Annotated in this window: 16 protein-coding genes; 8 read left to right on the top strand and 8 right to left on the bottom strand. The window is 58.2% G+C overall.

The features are described 5' to 3' along the window. Nucleotides 1-2: 2 nt before the first annotated feature. The gene (gene tusD / locus ACQE3E_RS10815; protein ID WP_281023163.1) at nt 3-389 is read right to left on the bottom strand and encodes a sulfurtransferase complex subunit TusD; all 387 of its coding nucleotides are present in this window, start codon (nt 387-389) and stop codon (nt 3-5) included. Between the two features lie 121 nt (nt 390-510). On the opposite strand from tusD, the gene ACQE3E_RS10810 reads away from it, so the two are divergent. From ACQE3E_RS10810 to ACQE3E_RS10795, 4 genes are all read left to right on the top strand, one after another. Further along, on the top strand, nt 511-1,962 hold the full coding sequence (locus ACQE3E_RS10810; RefSeq protein WP_281023162.1) for a M48 family metalloprotease: 1,452 nt from the start codon (nt 511-513) through the stop codon (nt 1,960-1,962). A gap of 473 nt (nt 1,963-2,435) precedes the next feature. After that, nucleotides 2,436-2,675: a DNA-directed RNA polymerase subunit omega gene (rpoZ, locus tag ACQE3E_RS10805; RefSeq protein ID WP_064031788.1), complete on the top strand. Its 240-nt coding sequence runs from the start codon at nt 2,436-2,438 to the stop codon at nt 2,673-2,675. A 5-nt stretch (nt 2,676-2,680) separates the two neighbouring features. After that, complete coding sequence (locus ACQE3E_RS10800) at nt 2,681-4,864, top strand: RelA/SpoT family protein (RefSeq protein ID WP_064031789.1); 2,184 nt, start codon at nt 2,681-2,683, stop codon at nt 4,862-4,864. A gap of 1 nt (nt 4,865) precedes the next feature. After that, entirely contained in the window at nt 4,866-5,252 is a 387-nt protein-coding gene (locus tag ACQE3E_RS10795; protein WP_064031790.1) for a RidA family protein, read from the top strand. 240 nt (nt 5,253-5,492) lie between these two features. Here the strand turns inward: ACQE3E_RS10795 and ACQE3E_RS10790 are convergent, their stop codons facing one another. The 5 genes from ACQE3E_RS10790 to ACQE3E_RS10770 all read right to left on the bottom strand — a co-directional run bounded on the left by ACQE3E_RS10790 (nt 5,493) and on the right by ACQE3E_RS10770 (nt 10,737). Continuing rightward, nucleotides 5,493-6,218 (bottom strand): pseudouridine synthase, encoded by a 726-nt coding sequence (locus tag ACQE3E_RS10790; RefSeq protein ID WP_064031791.1) that lies wholly within the window; start codon nt 6,216-6,218, stop codon nt 5,493-5,495. A 75-nt stretch (nt 6,219-6,293) separates the two neighbouring features. Beyond that, nucleotides 6,294-7,469: an NnrS family protein gene (locus ACQE3E_RS10785; protein WP_064031792.1), complete on the bottom strand. Its 1,176-nt coding sequence runs from the start codon at nt 7,467-7,469 to the stop codon at nt 6,294-6,296. Next, nucleotides 7,462-8,265, bottom strand: coding sequence for a ferritin-like domain-containing protein (locus ACQE3E_RS10780; RefSeq protein WP_064031809.1), 804 nt, complete (start codon nt 8,263-8,265; stop codon nt 7,462-7,464). The genes ACQE3E_RS10785 and ACQE3E_RS10780 overlap by 8 nt, the downstream gene beginning before the upstream one ends. A gap of 117 nt (nt 8,266-8,382) precedes the next feature. Beyond that, nucleotides 8,383-10,014 carry a methyl-accepting chemotaxis protein gene (locus tag ACQE3E_RS10775; RefSeq protein WP_064031793.1) on the bottom strand — a complete coding sequence of 544 codons (1,632 nt, stop codon included), beginning with the start codon at nt 10,012-10,014 and terminating at the stop codon, nt 8,383-8,385. Nucleotides 10,015-10,260: 246 nt separating this feature from the next. Further along, complete coding sequence (locus ACQE3E_RS10770; protein WP_313728028.1) at nt 10,261-10,737, bottom strand: FKBP-type peptidyl-prolyl cis-trans isomerase; 477 nt, start codon at nt 10,735-10,737, stop codon at nt 10,261-10,263. Between the two features lie 61 nt (nt 10,738-10,798). Here ACQE3E_RS10770 and greB point away from each other — a divergent pair, with 61 nt between their 5' ends. From greB to dtd, 4 genes are read left to right on the top strand one after another with little or no spacing between them, the layout of a single operon-like run. Next, nucleotides 10,799-11,290 carry a transcription elongation factor GreB gene (gene greB / locus ACQE3E_RS10765; RefSeq protein ID WP_168030642.1) on the top strand — a complete coding sequence of 164 codons (492 nt, stop codon included), beginning with the start codon at nt 10,799-10,801 and terminating at the stop codon, nt 11,288-11,290. 5 nt (nt 11,291-11,295) lie between these two features. Then, the gene (locus ACQE3E_RS10760) at nt 11,296-11,463 is read left to right on the top strand and encodes a hypothetical protein (protein WP_281023158.1); all 168 of its coding nucleotides are present in this window, start codon (nt 11,296-11,298) and stop codon (nt 11,461-11,463) included. A 3-nt stretch (nt 11,464-11,466) separates the two neighbouring features. After that, a complete protein-coding gene (locus tag ACQE3E_RS10755; protein WP_313728029.1) occupies nt 11,467-11,880 on the top strand; it encodes a gamma-glutamylcyclotransferase family protein in 414 nt (137 codons plus the stop codon). Further along, entirely contained in the window at nt 11,877-12,332 is a 456-nt protein-coding gene (gene dtd / locus ACQE3E_RS10750; protein WP_313728030.1) for a D-aminoacyl-tRNA deacylase, read from the top strand. Before ACQE3E_RS10755 ends, dtd begins: the two co-directional genes overlap by 4 nt. A gap of 96 nt (nt 12,333-12,428) precedes the next feature. Here dtd and ACQE3E_RS10745 read toward each other — a convergent pair whose 3' ends face one another. Continuing rightward, nucleotides 12,429-13,253 (bottom strand): formylglycine-generating enzyme family protein, encoded by an 825-nt coding sequence (locus ACQE3E_RS10745; protein WP_313728031.1) that lies wholly within the window; start codon nt 13,251-13,253, stop codon nt 12,429-12,431. A 48-nt stretch (nt 13,254-13,301) separates the two neighbouring features. Continuing rightward, on the bottom strand, nt 13,302-15,983 hold the full coding sequence (locus ACQE3E_RS10740) for a formylglycine-generating enzyme family protein (protein ID WP_313728032.1): 2,682 nt from the start codon (nt 15,981-15,983) through the stop codon (nt 13,302-13,304). Between the last annotated feature and the right edge of the window lie 153 nt (nt 15,984-16,136).

The following is a 16,136-nucleotide window of genomic DNA, read 5'->3' as shown; positions in this document are numbered from 1 at the left end:
GATTAGAACGTCAAATAACGGTCCGCGACCAAAGTCGCTTCCAGCCATTGCCCCAAGCCGGCAATCCGAAAACCGGGCGCCACATCATCGTCGTTTTTACCCTGGCGCCGCGCCTCGTCCGCGCATAACAGGCCGCGCCGCTGCGCCGCCGATATGCAAACCACCAAATCGATGCCATTCAGTTCCGCCAATCGACTCCAGTCCGCGACCGGTGCTCGCTCATCATCGGGCGGACTGGCGTAGCGGAACGCGTGGTAGACACCATCCCGATAAAAAAATACCCGAACGATCTCGTGACCTTGGGCCAATGCCGCTTCCACAAACCGAAACGCGTGCAAACCGCCATTCGCCAAATAAGGACTACCATTAACCTGTACTGCAAATTTCATCACGCTGTAAAATGTACCGGGCAAATTCAACCATACGCCGCATTTTAATACGGCTCTAACGACTTTGCCGCGAATCCTTGCGCGATTGAACCCTTGACCGCCGTTTGCTGTCCCAGCCTTCATGAAATTGACTGCCCTAATTCTCGGCTTAAGCCTGACTTTGTTAACCGCCTCTGGCGGAGCCATCGAAATCGAAAAAATGCAACTACCGGACATGGGTGATTCCGCGGGCGCGCTGATCTCGCCGGTCCAGGAACGGGAATTCGGCGAGGCATTTTTCCGCAATCTGCACACTCAGGCGGAAATCAGTCAAGACCTGGAAATCGAGCAGTACATTCAAAACATTGGCAGGCAATTGGCGGCGCACAGCGACAATCCGGCAACGCCGTTCCATTTTTTCGTGGTCATGGAACCGGATATCAACGCCTTTGCCGGCCCCGGCGGCTACATCGGCGTCAATTCCGGCTTAATACTTTTGACCGAATCCGAAAGCGAATTGGCGTCGGTCATGGCTCACGAGATCGGCCACGTCACTCAACGCCATTTATACCGCTCGATCGAAAAAGCCAGCAAAATGTCGATACCGACCGTCGCCGCGACGTTAGCGGCCATTCTGGTCGCCACTCAATCGCCGAACATGGGCCAGGCAGCCCTGATGGCGGTCCAGGCCGGTAATATTCAGTTTCAGATCGATTTTACCCGCGAACACGAAAAAGAAGCCGATCGGGTCGGCATGCAGACGTTGGCCGATTCCAATTTCGATCCGCGCGCGATGCCGGTATTCTTCGAAAAACTAATGCAATCGACTCGCTATTACGGCAAGGGCGTACCTGAGTTTTTACGTACCCACCCGGTCTCCGAAAGCCGGATCGCCGACACCCGCGGCAGGGCTGAAACCTATGCCTATCGGCAAATTCCCGACTCGCTCGGCTACCTATTGACGAAAGCCAAGCTGATGGTCACCACCGCGAGCGATAAAAAATCGGCGCTAAAGCACTTCGCGACCTTGGAACTGCAGGGCACGACGGAACAGCGGGCGGTAGCGCGCTATGGCATCGGCTTGATCCACCAGGACGCTCAAGAATTCGCCCAGGCCTCAGAAATCTTTCAGCAATTGACCGACCAATATCCGAATCAACCGCAATACCCGTTCGCGCTGGCTAGAACCGCAATGGACAGCCACGACTATCAAAAAGCCAGCAACCTATTAAGCAAAACCAGCGAGCGCTTTCCCAGCAACGACGCGATCAAAATCGAACTCACCCGGGCGTTGATCAAAAACAGCCAGCCCGAGAGAGCGCGACAAGTCTTGCAATCAATGTCGGATTATCAAAAACAGCAACCCTTCTATTACGAGCTACTGGCGCAAATCCATGCCGATTTAAAACAACCGGCCGAATCCCACCGCTACATGGCCGAATATTATTTCGCCAGCGGCGATACTGAAGCCGCGATGACCCAAATCAAACTCGCCAGACAAGAAACCGATCTCAGCTTTCAACTACAAGCCATCCTCAACGAACGCCTGAATTTCTTCATCAGCGAGGAGGAGTCTCGCAAAGCAGAACGCTAAACAGCAATGTTAACAGGCACTTATCTATCGCAAACCCTTGTAATTCTCAAATAATTTCGAGGCAAAACAACCATCCCGAAATCGCGCATTTTTTGTTGGACAGTCGGAACTTTTTTCACTACACTTCGCCCACCTTTTACGGAGTGCATGCGACCCAAAGCGGTCGTAGCTTTAGGGGGAGGGAAGCGGCCTGTATAAAGGCTGAACAACAATAATAATTAGTGTAACTGCTTAACTAAACTGTCTTCGAGACAGGCGTCCACAACCATAACAACAATAATTACAACAACAGGACGGGCCCGCGTTAGCGGGCTTTTTATTGCCTATCGAATTTCCCCGCCTACGCGACTCTGTTCGACAATTGGCTAAGTCGGCCTTTTATCTTATAATCGAAGCCCCGCTTGGGCCGCGGCCCTAAGATCGAGCCGTCCTCAGTGCTCAGGCATCCTCACAAAACTCACCAAGGTTAAAACATGGCACGCGTTACCGTTGAAGATTGTTTAGAAAATGTCGAAAACCGTTTCAAACTGGTATTACTGGCCAGTAAACGGGCCAGACAATTGGAAAAAGGCGCGGACGAGTTCGTCCCGCGCGGTAAAGACAAAGATACCGTCGTGGCCCTGCGCGAGATCGCAGCCGGTTTTGTATCCGAAAGCAATGTCGACAGTCTGCATCGCGCCGGCTACGTTTCGGAAACCCATATCGAAATCTAAAGTCCATGCCCGAGACAGCCGCCAAACCCGCCCCGGCCCTACCCGCGATAGAGCATCCCGAAGAGAAACTGCTTCACCAGCTCTGCGAGGGCCTACGCGGCTATCTCGATGCCGACCAAGTCAACGACGTCGTCCGCGCCTACCATTACGGTGCGGCGGCACATTCCGGACAATTTCGCCGTAGCGGCGAAGCCTATATTTGTCATCCGGTTTCGGTGGCGATCACGCTGGCGAGCATGCACATGGATGTCCACGGCATCATGGCGGCGATCCTGCACGATGTCATCGAAGACACGCCGATCAGCAAGGAACAACTCGGTCTGCAATTCGGCGTCGAAGTCGCCGAACTGGTGGACGGCGTCACCAAATTGTCCAAAATCGATAGCCGCTCGCGTGCCGAAGCTCAAGCCGAAAACGTCCGCAAAATGTTTCTGGCAATGGCTCAGGATTTGCGCGTCATTGTCGTCAAGCTTGCCGACCGGCTGCATAACATGCAGACCATGGGCAATATGCCCTCCGACAAGAAACGCCGGATCGCCAAGGAAACCCTGGAAATCTACGCCCCGATCGCCAACCGACTCGGGATGAACGAGATCCGCCATCAGCTTGAATCGCTGGGGTTCAAGGCGCTCCACCCTTACCGTTATTCGGTGATTTCCAATGCCGTCAAAAAATCGCGCGGCAATCGTAAGGAAATCATCGACACGATCCAAAACGCGATCCAAAATCGCTTAAACGAAAGCAGTCTTAGCGCCACCGTGGCGGGCCGCGAAAAAAATATCGCCAGCATTTACCAAAAAATGCTGAACAAGCGCATCTCCTTCACCGATGTGTTCGATGTCTACGCCTTCCGGATTTATTGCGCCCAAGTCGACGACTGCTATCGGGCGTTGGGCTGCGTGCACAACCTTTACAAACCGGTGCCCGGCCGCTTCAAGGACTATATCGCCCTACCCAAGGCCAACGGCTACCAATCGTTGCACACGATTTTAATAGGACCCTACGGCGTGCCGATCGAGATTCAGATCCGCACCCACGACATGCATCGCATGTCCGAATCCGGGATCGCCGCGCATTGGCTGTACAAGTCGGATAAGGATAAAAGCGAGACGATACAGGCGCGCGCCAACGAATGGTTGCGCGATCTGCTGGAAATTCAAAAGTCCGCCGGCGATTCGCTGGAGTTCATCGACAACCTCAAGGTCGATCTGTTTCCGCAAGAAGTCTTCGTGTTTACGCCCAAGGGCAAGATCATCAAACTGCCGCGCGGCGCAACCATCGTCGATTTCGCCTATATGGTGCATACCGACGTCGGCAACGCCTGCATCTCGGCCCGGATCGACAAAAAGCTGGTACCGCTGCAAACCAAGTTGGAAAACGGCATGACCATCGAAGTCATCACCGCCGCCTGGGCCCGCCCCAACCCGTTGTGGCTGAACTACGTCACGACCGCCAAGGCCCGCAGTTGTATTCGCGCCTATCTGAAGAACTTCAAACAACAGGAAGCGATCAACCTCGGTCGCCGCCTGCTGGAAAAAGAACTGCAAAGCATCGGCATCCAGCTTGAACAGGTCGATAACAGCCGAATTCTGCAAGTGTTGCAAGTCTTGAAAAAGCACTCGTTGAACGACTTGCTGGAAGACATCGGTCTCGGCAACAAAATGCCGTTCCTGGTCGCGAAACACATCGCCCAAACCGACGTCAACGCCGCGGTCAAGCTGCACGACAACGTGCCCAAGGCCAGTACGCCGCTGATCATCAAAGGCACCGAAGGCATTGTCGTCAGCCTGGCCAAATGTTGCCGGCCAATCCCCGGCGATCCGATCATCGGCTTCTTCAATCCTGGCAAGGGCATCGTCGTTCATCACCACGAATGCCGCAACAGCAACGAAGTCAGAAAAAAACAAACCAGTTGGCTGGACGTGGAATGGAGCCCGGAAGCCAGCGGCGAATTCCCGGCCGAGATCCGCATCGAGTTATTGAACCAACGCGGTTCGCTAGCGACGATCGCCTCGACGATATCAGGGATGGACTCGAACATCGAAAACATCACCGTCGTCAGCCAGGACGATCGAGTGTCGGTCGACCTGCTGATCCTGGCGGTGCGCGACCGGGTCCATCTGGCCAACATCATCCGCAAACTGAAAAAACTTTCCATCGTTTTAAAAATCACCCGCATCAAGGCCTAACATGAGCAAGGAAATCATCTCCACCCCGAATGCCCCGCAAGCGATCGGCACCTATTCTCAAGCCGTCAAAGTCGGCGATACCGTTTACCTGTCCGGCCAGATCGCTCTCGACCCGGCCACGATGCAAGTGGTCGAAGGCGACGTCGCCGTCCAAATCCGCCGCGTGTTCGATAATCTGCAAGCCGTCGCCCAAGCCGCCGGCGGCGATCTCGGCGACATCGTCAAACTCAACATCTTTTTGACCGACCTCGGCAACTTCGCCACCGTCAACGAAATCATGGCCGAATATTTCAGCCAACCCTACCCCGCCCGCGCCGCTGTCGGCGTGGCTTCTCTACCCAGAGGCGTCGGTGTTGAAATGGATGGCGTGATGGTCTTGGCTAACTGATCATTCATCGCCGCGCTACCACATCCGGAGCGCGAACTCGGTGCCGACTTGCAGGCACGGACCTTCCCCTCGGTCAGTACGCTTTCCGCTTAGGCCAATCCAAGACCAGGCTTTATCAAAGGAATCCAGGCGAGGACTCCAGAAACAATTCGGTGCGAGAGACCTCGGTTTTACCGATCTCTTTCAAGGAATCGGATCGCCACCGTCGATGCCTCCAGCAAAGGCCTGCCGATCCGTACCCTAAGTTTGAAACACCGACAGCACTTGCAAAAAGCTCGGTTCGGGCGAAGCCTGCAAATGCAGACGCTCGCCGGTAATCGGGTGCGGAAAATCCAACGCGGTGGCCGCGAGCATTAATCGCCCTTGACCGAAACGCTCGGCGAAATAACGGTTGTGGCGGCCTCGGCCGTGATTGGCGTCGCCGATGATAGGGTGACTGATATGTTTCATATGCCGGCGCAATTGATGCTTTCGACCGGTTTCCGGGCACAACTCGACCAGACTGTAGCGACTCGTCGAATGGCCTTCAATCTCAACCGGGATTTCCGTCGTCGCCAGGCGCCGGTAACGGGTGCGGGCTTCACGCTCGGGCTGCGACTCGCCTTTCCGCCGCCGGTCTTCCGGCTCGTCGCGTAAAGGGTGATCGATCAAGCCGTGTTCCGGCAACCAGCCGCGTACCATCGCCAGATAGGTTTTGGAAACCTGACCCGCCATCAGCGTTTTGCCTAAGACACTCGCGGTACTCGGGTCGCGAGCGAACACTAATAGACCGGAAGTGGGACGATCCAGCCGATGCACCGGGTAGACGTGCTCGCCGCCGTTCATCGCTCGTGCATATTGCAGAGCGAACTCGGTTTCGTGCTTATCGATGGGACTGCGATGCACCAGTAAGCCAGCCGGCTTGTGTACGGCCAACAGCCACGGGTCCCGGTAAAGCTCGGTTAGCGGATTACACTCTAACGACATCGACGATTCGCTGGCCGATGTTGATATAGCCTAATTCGAGCGCGGCGAACTAAGAAGAACCTTGCGCGCCGACACTCAACCCGGCTGGCCGTCCAGGCGCGGCGCGGTCAATATTGGCGCATAGTAAAACGCAAACAGCGAAAACGCCGCCAGCCAACAATAGGCTGATGCCATCACCAGGCCGCCGTACCAGGTCGGCACCAGTGCAGGGACCAGCACCCGGAACAAGGCCGCCAGATTGACGGCGATAAAGGCGATCGCAATCACGTTGGAGGCTTTCAAGGCGCGTCCGGTGTGGCCGAGCGCGACCCTCGCCATCATGCCCAAGGTCAAAATCCCGATCCCGCCAACCGTGAATGCATGCAAGGCCAAGGCGGGCGCCACCCATTCAAACGCCGACAGCGCCACCAGAACGAAACCGACAATCACCCAAGCGTAGCCGATATACAACACCCACAGCAGCGGCACATACCAGATTCGCGGGTTGTACCAACCGCCGACGCGCAACAGGCTCAAAACCGCTGCCGCAAACGCCGCCGCCGCCAGAAACAGACCGGAAACGCCGATCAACAATAATAGAAATACCGCCGCGCCGGCCAAGATTGCCGCGATGTCCAAGGCCGGGCTACGAATGCAGATGACCCCCGACAAACCCCGTTCGGTAAAAAACGGGAACACCCGGCCGGCGATCACTAAAATCATCACGACCACCAGTCCCGCCATCAAATTCAGCCCCCGCGCGGCTCCGGCGACAGACCAGCCCAGCACTTCGCCGTGTATCCAGGCATTCGCCAGTGCCATCAGCAGTAGCAACGCGACGAACACCCCGTGTTGATATTGCCGGGTTTGTAAGATCGGTCGAGCGACAAAGTAAGTCAACGCCGGCAGAAAACTCCAATCGACCGCCGCGATTAACACGTCCGGCAGCCATTCGGAATAAAACGGCAGCACCCTGCCGTACAACCACAGAAAACTCAAGGATGCCAATTGATCCGGGCTGACCGTCTGCCGCGAGGTCCAGTTGGCGACGGCGGTCAACAAAAATCCGGCGATCACCGCCGAGGTGTAGCCCAGCAACATTTCGTGAGCATGCCAGAGCGTGCCTGGAAAATAGTGGTCGACATGCAGATTGCCGTTGGACATCGCGTTCCAAAGCCCAATCAAAGCCAGCGCCGATAAACCCGCCAACGCGAAAAACGCCCGAAAGCCCATCGCGAACAGCGGATAATCAAAAACCGGTTTGTTATTCATGCAAGCGCTCCTCCAGCCAATCGATTTCGTGATCCGAGAATCCGGCGATTATACGCACTTCTCGGTTAAACGGGCCCTTGGGCTTGCCTTGGTAATGCGTCAATAACAAGGTTTGGTAGTGCTGTTCCGGATTTAGTCCGCGTTCGGCCGACAAGCGCTTGAACCAATAGGAACCCCGCTCGACGTGGCCGATTTCATCCTGGTAAATCTGCGTCAGAACGGCAACCCCCGGCACATCGCCCAATGCCTGAAGCTTCGCGATCATGCCCGGCGTCACATCCAGGCCGCGCGCCTCCATGCAACGCGGCACCACGGCCAGACGGGCCAGCACATCGCCGACGGTATCCTCCGCATGCGTCCACAAGCCCCGGTGCGCGGGCAAATCGCCGTAATCCACCGAATAGCGGCGCATGTGCTCGCGAATCATCTCGAAATGTTCGGCCTCCTCGGCGGCGACGGCCAGCCAATCCCGATAAAAATCGGCCGGCAGGCCGCGAAATCGGTAGACCATGTCCCAAGCCAGATAAATCGCGACGAATTCGATATGCGCCAACGCATGAAAGAATGCCGCCTTGCCAGCATCGGAATCCAAGCGCCGCCGCGGCATGTCGCGCGGCATCGCCAGGATAGGCCGAGCCGGAAATACGGTATCGGCCATCGCCAGAACTCGGCCGGTATCGTCAAAGGCCAGCGCCCCGGCATCGCAAAGCTGCTTCGCACGCCGTGTGTGGTTTAACTTGGCGGCGATATCGCCGTCGAATAAACAATGTTCGGCAATCTCGAATAAATTTTCCAAATTCTCTCCGTTACCGCCGGTTATCAAAGGCCGGGAATCGGCCGAAACAGCGGTCAGAAGCGAGATTTTAACGGATAGCACCACGCTCGGCGCGCGCCGGCGGCAGACGATTCACGGTTAGAGGTGGAAATAGGCAATGGTTTTCTCGAGCGCGCCGGAAATACCCTCCAACTCCCGAGCGGCATCCGAGGTTTTGTGGACGGCTGTCGAGTTGTCTACCGTCATTTGCGCGATGCGCTCGACGTTACGGGCAATTTCGGAACAAGCGATGTTTTGCTCATGGATCGCGGCGGTGATTTGTTGAATGTGTAGCGCAACGTTCGCGGAGCTATTTTCGATCTCGTCGATCGACAAACCCGCCTGTCTGGCCAAGTCCGCGCCGGCATCGACCTGTGCCACTCCCGCCGACATCGTCGTCACCGCGCTTTGGGTGCCGCTTTGGATTTTCGCGATGGTTTGGGCGATTTCCAAGGTCGAACGCGAGGTGCGTTCGGCCAACTTGCGCACTTCGTCGGCGACCACCGCGAACCCCCGCCCCTGCTCGCCGGCCCGAGCCGCTTCAATCGCGGCATTCAAGGCCAGCAAATTGGTTTGATCGGCAATGCCGCGAATCACGTTGACGATGGCAGTCACTTCATTGGACTGCTGTTCCAGGCTGGCGATAGCCGCGGCCGAATCGGCGACCGCGGCGGCGATGTTGGCCATTCCGGAGGCCGCCCGCAAAATCACCTCGCGGCCCGCGCTGGAAATTTGCTCGGTTTGGCGGCTGATTTCGCGGGCGGAACTGGCGCTGTTGGCGACTTCGCTGATACTGGCCGTCATCTGTTGCACGGCGGCGGCGGTCGTGTTGGCGGCTTCGCTTTGAACGTAAGAAGCCTTCGATACTTCATCGGCGGTCTCCGCCAATCGATGCGCCGCCAGCGCGGCCCGATGCGAACCTTGCTCGATCGCACCGACAATATCGCGCAATTTATCGCGCATGCTGGCCATCGACGCGACCACGCTAGCGGCATCTCCCGGCTTGACCGGAATCTTGACCTTTAAATTGCCGGCGGCGATTTGACTGGCGATGTCGCTGACCTCGAACGCTTCGCCGCCCAGCTTGCCGAGCACCCCGCGTACAATGAACACTGCGGTGGTCAGGGAGAACAACACCACCACCAAACCCAAGCCCAGGTTAGTCCATTTCAACCCGGCAAATTGCGCCAACATGTCCGCGATTTGCCTATCCATCTTATCGGTCTGGGCGTCGCCGAGTTTGCCGATCAATCGAACGTATTCGCTAATGTTGCCGCGTAGCGTGTTGACCAGATACCGCTTGGCCTCGTCCGCCATTCCGGACTTCACCAACTCGACGTACTGTTTGCGATTGTCGGTATAGGTTTTACGAGCGGCGAGGGTCTCGGCCAGCAATTGCTTGTCCGCCGGATCGGCGACGGCGGCGTTCAAAAACTCGAAGCTGGCGGTGATACTCGCGCTATTGGCGGTCATCTCGTGGGTAATCGCTTCGATCTCGCCGGGATCGCTGGTTTCACCCAGTAACAGGGTATTGGCCCAGTTGCGCAACACGTTCATGCGAATGTTGTTGGCATGCGCCGTGGTCGGATACACCGTCTCCGAGATAAACTTGGCGCCGTCGCCCACTTCGCTGCTCTTGAAATGCGTCACGCCGACCATCGCGACGTTCAAAATCACGACTCCGCTGAGACTCCAGGCCAATAACGTGGCAATTTTCAAATTCGCCAACATATCTGCTTCTCCCTTATCAAGACGATGAGTGTCAGGGAAGTATAGACAACAAGCGAAAGCGTGGTTTCGTGAAGCGCGTTGACTGAATAGAGGGCCATCAAGCCGGCCGGGAAATACCGCCGACCGACACTGTTACGGGAACACGAGACTGGTAACTCGTTGTACCAAGTACCCCGGCCGATCGGCGGGATTCGGATACTGGCGCCAAGCCCGTGTTATCGCTCGGCGCCTATCTGGAAGATGGACTTAGTGACTGCAACCGGCACCGTGAACATGGCCGTGAGACATTTCGTCGGCGGTGGCCGGACGCACATCGACCACTTCGACGTCAAAGGTCAAGGCCTCGCCCGCCAGCGGGTGATTGCCGTCTATCGTGACGTCGTCGCCGTTGATTTCAGTCACGGTGATGACGCCGGAACCGTAATTGACGTCGGCGTGAAATTGCATGCCGACTTCGACCTCCATGTCGCCGAACATGGTTTTCGACACGACTTGCTTCATTTCTTCTTGAATTTCGCCGTAAGCCTGATCGGGCGCTATCGTGACGTTGAATTTATCGCCGATTTGCTTGCCGGCCAACGCCGCTTCCAAGCCGGCGATGATGTTGCCGGCGCCGTGCAAATAAACCAACGGTGCTTCGCCGCGCGAACTGTCCAGCTGCTCGCCGTCCCGGTTGGTTAAGGTATAATGAAAGGAGACTGCGGTATTATTGGTAATCTGCATAAAGCGCCTTGATAGGAAAAAATTTGAAGGCGCCATAATATAACCTTTTCCCCGAAAATACATGTCGCGCTGGAGACCTCCCCGCCCTAAATCGTCGCCGTATATCACCGCCGCCGGCTATCAAACCTTGGAGCTCGAGCTGAAACAACTTTGGGAACGGCGCAAGCACGTGACCGCCGCGCTGGCCGCCGCCGCCGCCGAAGGGGATCGCTCGGAGAACGCGGAGTACATCTACCGCAAGAAGGAACTGCGTGAAATCGATAGACGCATACATTATCTACAAAAGCGCCTGCCCGGCCTGACCGTGGTCGCCGAAAAACCCGCCCGCCAAGACCAAGTGTTTTTCGGCGCCTGGGTCACCTTGGAAACAATGGAGGGGGAAGAAATGACTTATCGCATCGTCGGCGCCGACGAAATCGACACGTCCGGCGGCTTGATCAGCTTGGATTCGCCACTGGCCCGCGCGCTGCTGAAAAAGCTGCTGGACGATGAGGTCGTGGTGCGCCATGCCGAGCAAGAAACCCGCTACTACATTACCGAAATTCGTTACTAAGGCCCATGAGCGCTCGCGCCGCTTGGTTACGTTTCAAGTTGTTGTTCGCCGCCGCCATATTAACCGTGCTGGACATCGGCCCGGTGCCGCTGTTCGGAATATTGATGATCTGGATCATCGCGTTTCGGCCGCGTTGGTTCAAAACCTTGCTGGACCGGGTTTACGAGACCTGAGCCATGCCTAAAACCGATCTCCCGCTTTTCGTCTACGGCACCCTGCGCGCCGGCTGCGGTCCCGCCCACCAGGATGTTTTGAGCGGCGCGGCGGCCTTGGGGCCGGCGAGCTTGACTGGAGCGCTTTACGATGTCGGCGACTACCCGGCCGCTGTCGCCGGCGACGGCCAATACCTGATCCACGGCGAACTTCATGATTTACGCGGCGATGCCGAGCTGTTGGCCCGCCTGGATGCCTACGAGGAATGTTCCGCCGAATTTCCCGAACCGCGCGAGTACCGCCGCGAAATCGTCGAAGTCACCCAAAATCAGCGTATCCGCCCGGCCTGGGCCTATTTGTACAACCGGCCAACCCACGGACTACCCCGCATCGAATCCGGCGATTACCGCCAGTATCTGACCCTGTTAAATCCATGATTACCGTGATCCAACGCGTCCGTCACGCCGAAGTGGTCGTGGACGGCATCGAAATCGGCCGGATCGGCCCAGGCATCCTGGCCTTGGTCGGCGTCGAAAAGCCCGACACCCGAAAAAGCGCCGACCGCCTGCTGGAACGCATTTTAAGCTACCGGATCTTCGCCGACGCCCAGGGCAAGATGAACCTGAGCCTGCGCGACATCGGCGGCGGCCTGCTGTTGGTGCCGCAATTCACGCTGGCGGCCGACACCGATAGCGGCAACCGGCCCAGCTTTACCGCCGCCGCGCCGCCGGCACTGGGCCGCGACTTGTTCGCCTATCTGCAAGGTCGCGCGCGCGACCTCCATCCCGGCGCGCAATTCGGCCGCTTCGGCGCCGACATGCAAGTCTCGCTGACCAACGACGGCCCGGTGACCTTTACATTACGCAGCGCGGATAAGTCCGAGCGATAACGATCATCCCGCTCCACCGTTACCGCCGCCCGGCTGAACGCCTGCGCTCCGCTCCGGCTGTCCGTCCGGACTCGTGCCTGCCTGCCCGAAGCGCCTTCAACCTAGGGCAAGACGGAAACCGAAGAAGTTGTAGTAGCGCTCGGCAGGCTGGTCTCTGCGACGGATCGCGGAACGCACGAACCCGCCACGGTCGCTCCAGCAGCCGCCGCGCGACACGCGGGCAACGTCTCGATCCGTTGGATCGAACAGCGGATCGGTGACATTGTCGCTGCCCAAATCCTCCCGCCAGCCGTCCCGGCACCATTCCCAGACATTGCCGTGCATTTCGTACAAGCCCCAGGGATTGGCCGGCAGGTGTTTTACCGCCACCGTGGCTGCCCGGTATTCGCCTTCTTCACCGCCAGCATACGGGAATTGGCCGTTGTAGTTGACTTGCCGCGGGCTGATGTTATCGCCGAAACTGAACGGAGTTTCGGTGCCGGCCCGGCAGGCGTACTCCCATTCGGCTTCGCTGGGCAACCGGGCCTGCAATCCGCCGATTTGCCGGTTTAACCATTCGATAAAAATTTGTACGTCTAGCCAACTGACCGTTTCGACCGGCTTGGCGGGATTGTCGTTAAAACGGCTGGGATTCTCGCCCATCACTGCGTGCCACAATGCTTGGGTGCAGGCGGTATCGGCCAACCAGTAGCCTTGGCTCAGCCTCACCCGGTGCCAAGTTTCTTGAGCGTCATCCCAAGGCTCGCGCTCCGGCTCGTCCGGCGGCGATCCCATCCAAAAACTGCCCGGCAACAGCCAGCGGAAACGCTGAATGACGCCTGAATAATGCAACTCGGCAAACAAGCCGAACCCATCTTCGCCCCAGGCGCTGGCCCAAGGCGGCGGAAAGTTGGCGGGCAATAAGTGGTGGTCGTTGCTCATACGGTCTGTTCGAGTAACTGGTGGCTAGCGTAGCGGCCGGAAGCGCCTTCAACCTAGGGCAAGACGGAAACCAATGCTGATGATACGGCTGCCAGGCTGGAACCTGAAACGGATCGCGGAACGTACGAGCCTGCCGTTAAAGTCCCAGCTGCCGCCGCGCAACACGCGGACAACGCCTCGATCCGTTGGATCGAACAGCGGGTCGGTGACATCGTCGCTGCCCAAGTCCTCCCGCCAGGCGTCCCGGCACCATTCCCAGACATTGCCGTGCATTTCGTACAAACCCCAGGCATTGGCCGGCAGGCTTTTTACCGCCACGGTGGTTTGCCGGTATTCGCCCTTTTCGCCGTTATGGTAAGGGCGACTGCTGTCGTAGTTGACTTGTCGTGGACTGATGTTGTCGCCGAAATTGAACGGGGTTTCGCTGCCGGCCCGGCAGGCGTACTCCCATTCGGCTTCGCTGGGCAACCGCGCCCGCAGTCCGCCGATTTGCCGGTTCAACCGTTCGATAAAGGTTTGTACGTCGTGCCAACTGACCGTTTCGACCGGCTTGACCGGATCGTCGTTAAAATGGCTGGGATTTTCGCCCATTACCGCTTGCCAGAACTGCTGGGTGCAGGCGGTGTCGGCCAGCCAGTAGCCTTGGCTCAAGGTCACCAAATGCTGTGTTTCGTCATCGTATCGTTCCGGCTCGGAAGCCGGCGAACCCATCAAAAGACTACCCGGCTCTATCCAGCGGAAACGCTGCGTTACCGTATTGAACTGTAAATCGGCGTACAAACCGTAGCCGTCCACGCCCCATTCGCTGGCCCAAGCCGGCGCGACGAATGGCTGGATCGCGATTTCCCGGCGGCCGGTATGCAGCCAAAGTTGTTGGTCACTTTCGCGGCTAAATGGTGTTGCGGCCGCTTGCAACAGCGGATCGGCCAATAAAGGCTGTTGCAACCAATACCACGGCCGATAATGCCGGGTGTGCCCGGCCGATTGCAGCGACCACAGCACGACCGGTCTATCCAGTTTCAGGGTTAACAGACGTTGCCGGCCCGGCTCGGCCGGGGCATGGGGCCGCCGGTCCACCATCGCCAGCGTCCCGTCGTGGCGCCACAGCAGATCGACGGTTAGCGGGGCTATCGGCGGTTGACGTTGCAGCCAATCCGCGCCGTTCAAACCGGCCGGCAAGGGCCGGCGATCCAAAAGCCGGTGGCGGCTAACCGCCACCGACAAGTGGTTCAGGTAATCCTCGCCGGCCAGGCTGGCGGCGGCGTGCTGCAAATGATGGTCTGCGATGTTCAGCAGCAAATGCCGTTCGGCCGGCTGGTACTGGTCGCCATCCGGCGTTTGCAGGCTTTGGGTGAGTTTACGAAAAAACCGCCGGGCATTTTGGGCGTGCTCGGTTTCCGGCACCGCCGACTCCGCATTCACCAGGCCGCACCACATTAGGGTTTCTTCATGATGAATCATTTGCGGCAAGCCGGCATGGTAATCGCGCAGACACGCCAGCAAGCGTTGCTGTAACGCCGGTTCAAGCCCGGAAAACTGCCGTTGCAGCTCGGCCGCCGCGATTTCATTGACCGCGCAGGCGGTGGCGGCGGTATTCAAGCGAGCGTCCAGCCAGACCGCGCCTTCCAGGCCGGCGTTATCGGCCTGCGTCGGCAAACTAAGCCGCAATGCCCTGAGCAAGGCCGGTTCGGCGCGGGTCGCCATTGCCAGCCAGATCAGCAATAGCCGGTAAGCCGGGTCGGTGTCGTCCTGCGCGCCGGCTTGATGCTGCGGCGATAATTTGGCGATAGGCCGCAGACTGTTATCGGGGCCGAGGCGAAGCAACGGCATTAAATTCGCGGTTTCCGCGACCAATTGGCCGTGCGCCAGCGGCGCGGCGATCAAACAGGCGATGTCTTGACGGCGCAAGCCTTGCAAGCGCCGCTGCCAGTGGTGCCGGGCCGAGGGCCGGATGGCGTCGAGCATGCCCAGATCGCTGGCGATCAACAGGGTTTCGCCGCTGTCGGCGCTCGGCCAGGGCCTGGTTTGCGTGCCGCCGCTCGCCGGCCAAACATGCAGCCGTTCCGCATCCGAGCGGTACAGCAGCGACACGCTTAATCGCTCTCTCAACAATGGCTGCAGATGGCCGGCCAGCCAGCGCCAGTCGTCCCAGTAGGGCGTCAGCCGGTCGGAAAAATCCAGAATCAAATGCAGTTTGGCCGGCCAGCATTGGCGGATTTGCCTAGGCAAGCGGCTGACCGGTTTGGCTTGCGCCAATTGCCGGGTCAGGCTGGCCACGTCCAAGCCGGCCGAATGACGCCGGCTGACGGTTTGATGCAGACGCGGCCACAGCCGGGTCCACGGCACCAAGGGCTGAAACGGCGGCGCGGTCGCGTCCGCGTTCCAGGGCGCTTGGTCGGCATCGCTCAATACGCCGTAGTCGGTGGCCGCCGCCGGCTTTTGCCAGTATTCGGAACTGGCGACGAGTTCCAAGCGTTGGGCATGCATGGGCCGGAACAGGCCGCGCGGTAATCGGGCCGCCCCGCCGTCTGAGATTAAGTGACTCTCAAAGCCGGTTCCGGTCAGAGTCCCAACACCGGGATCTACATTGACGCTTTTCGGCGAAAACTCGAAACCCAGCACCTCCGCCAGCGCCATCAAGCGTTCGTCGTCCGCGTGCCTATGGTCCGCCAGCATTTGCAGCAAATCGGCGCGGCCGAGCGCGGATTGGTTGGCGATGTCTATCCGCATGGTGCTAAGGATTCCGCTAAAAATAACTTCCCGAAATGAATTTGTCCCGCCAAACCGTTCGTGCTGAGCCTAGTCGAAGCATGAACGGTTTGGCGCGGTGGATGCCCGGATTTTCCCGTCCATCCTTCGACAAGCTCAGGACGAACGGGAAAA

Source organism: Methylomonas sp. MED-D (assembly GCF_050276835.1).
Lineage (GTDB): Bacteria > Pseudomonadota > Gammaproteobacteria > Methylococcales > Methylomonadaceae > Methylomonas > Methylomonas koyamae_A.
The sequence above is the reverse complement of the archived record's forward strand: the minus strand, read 5'-3'. Positions and strand labels throughout refer to the sequence as shown.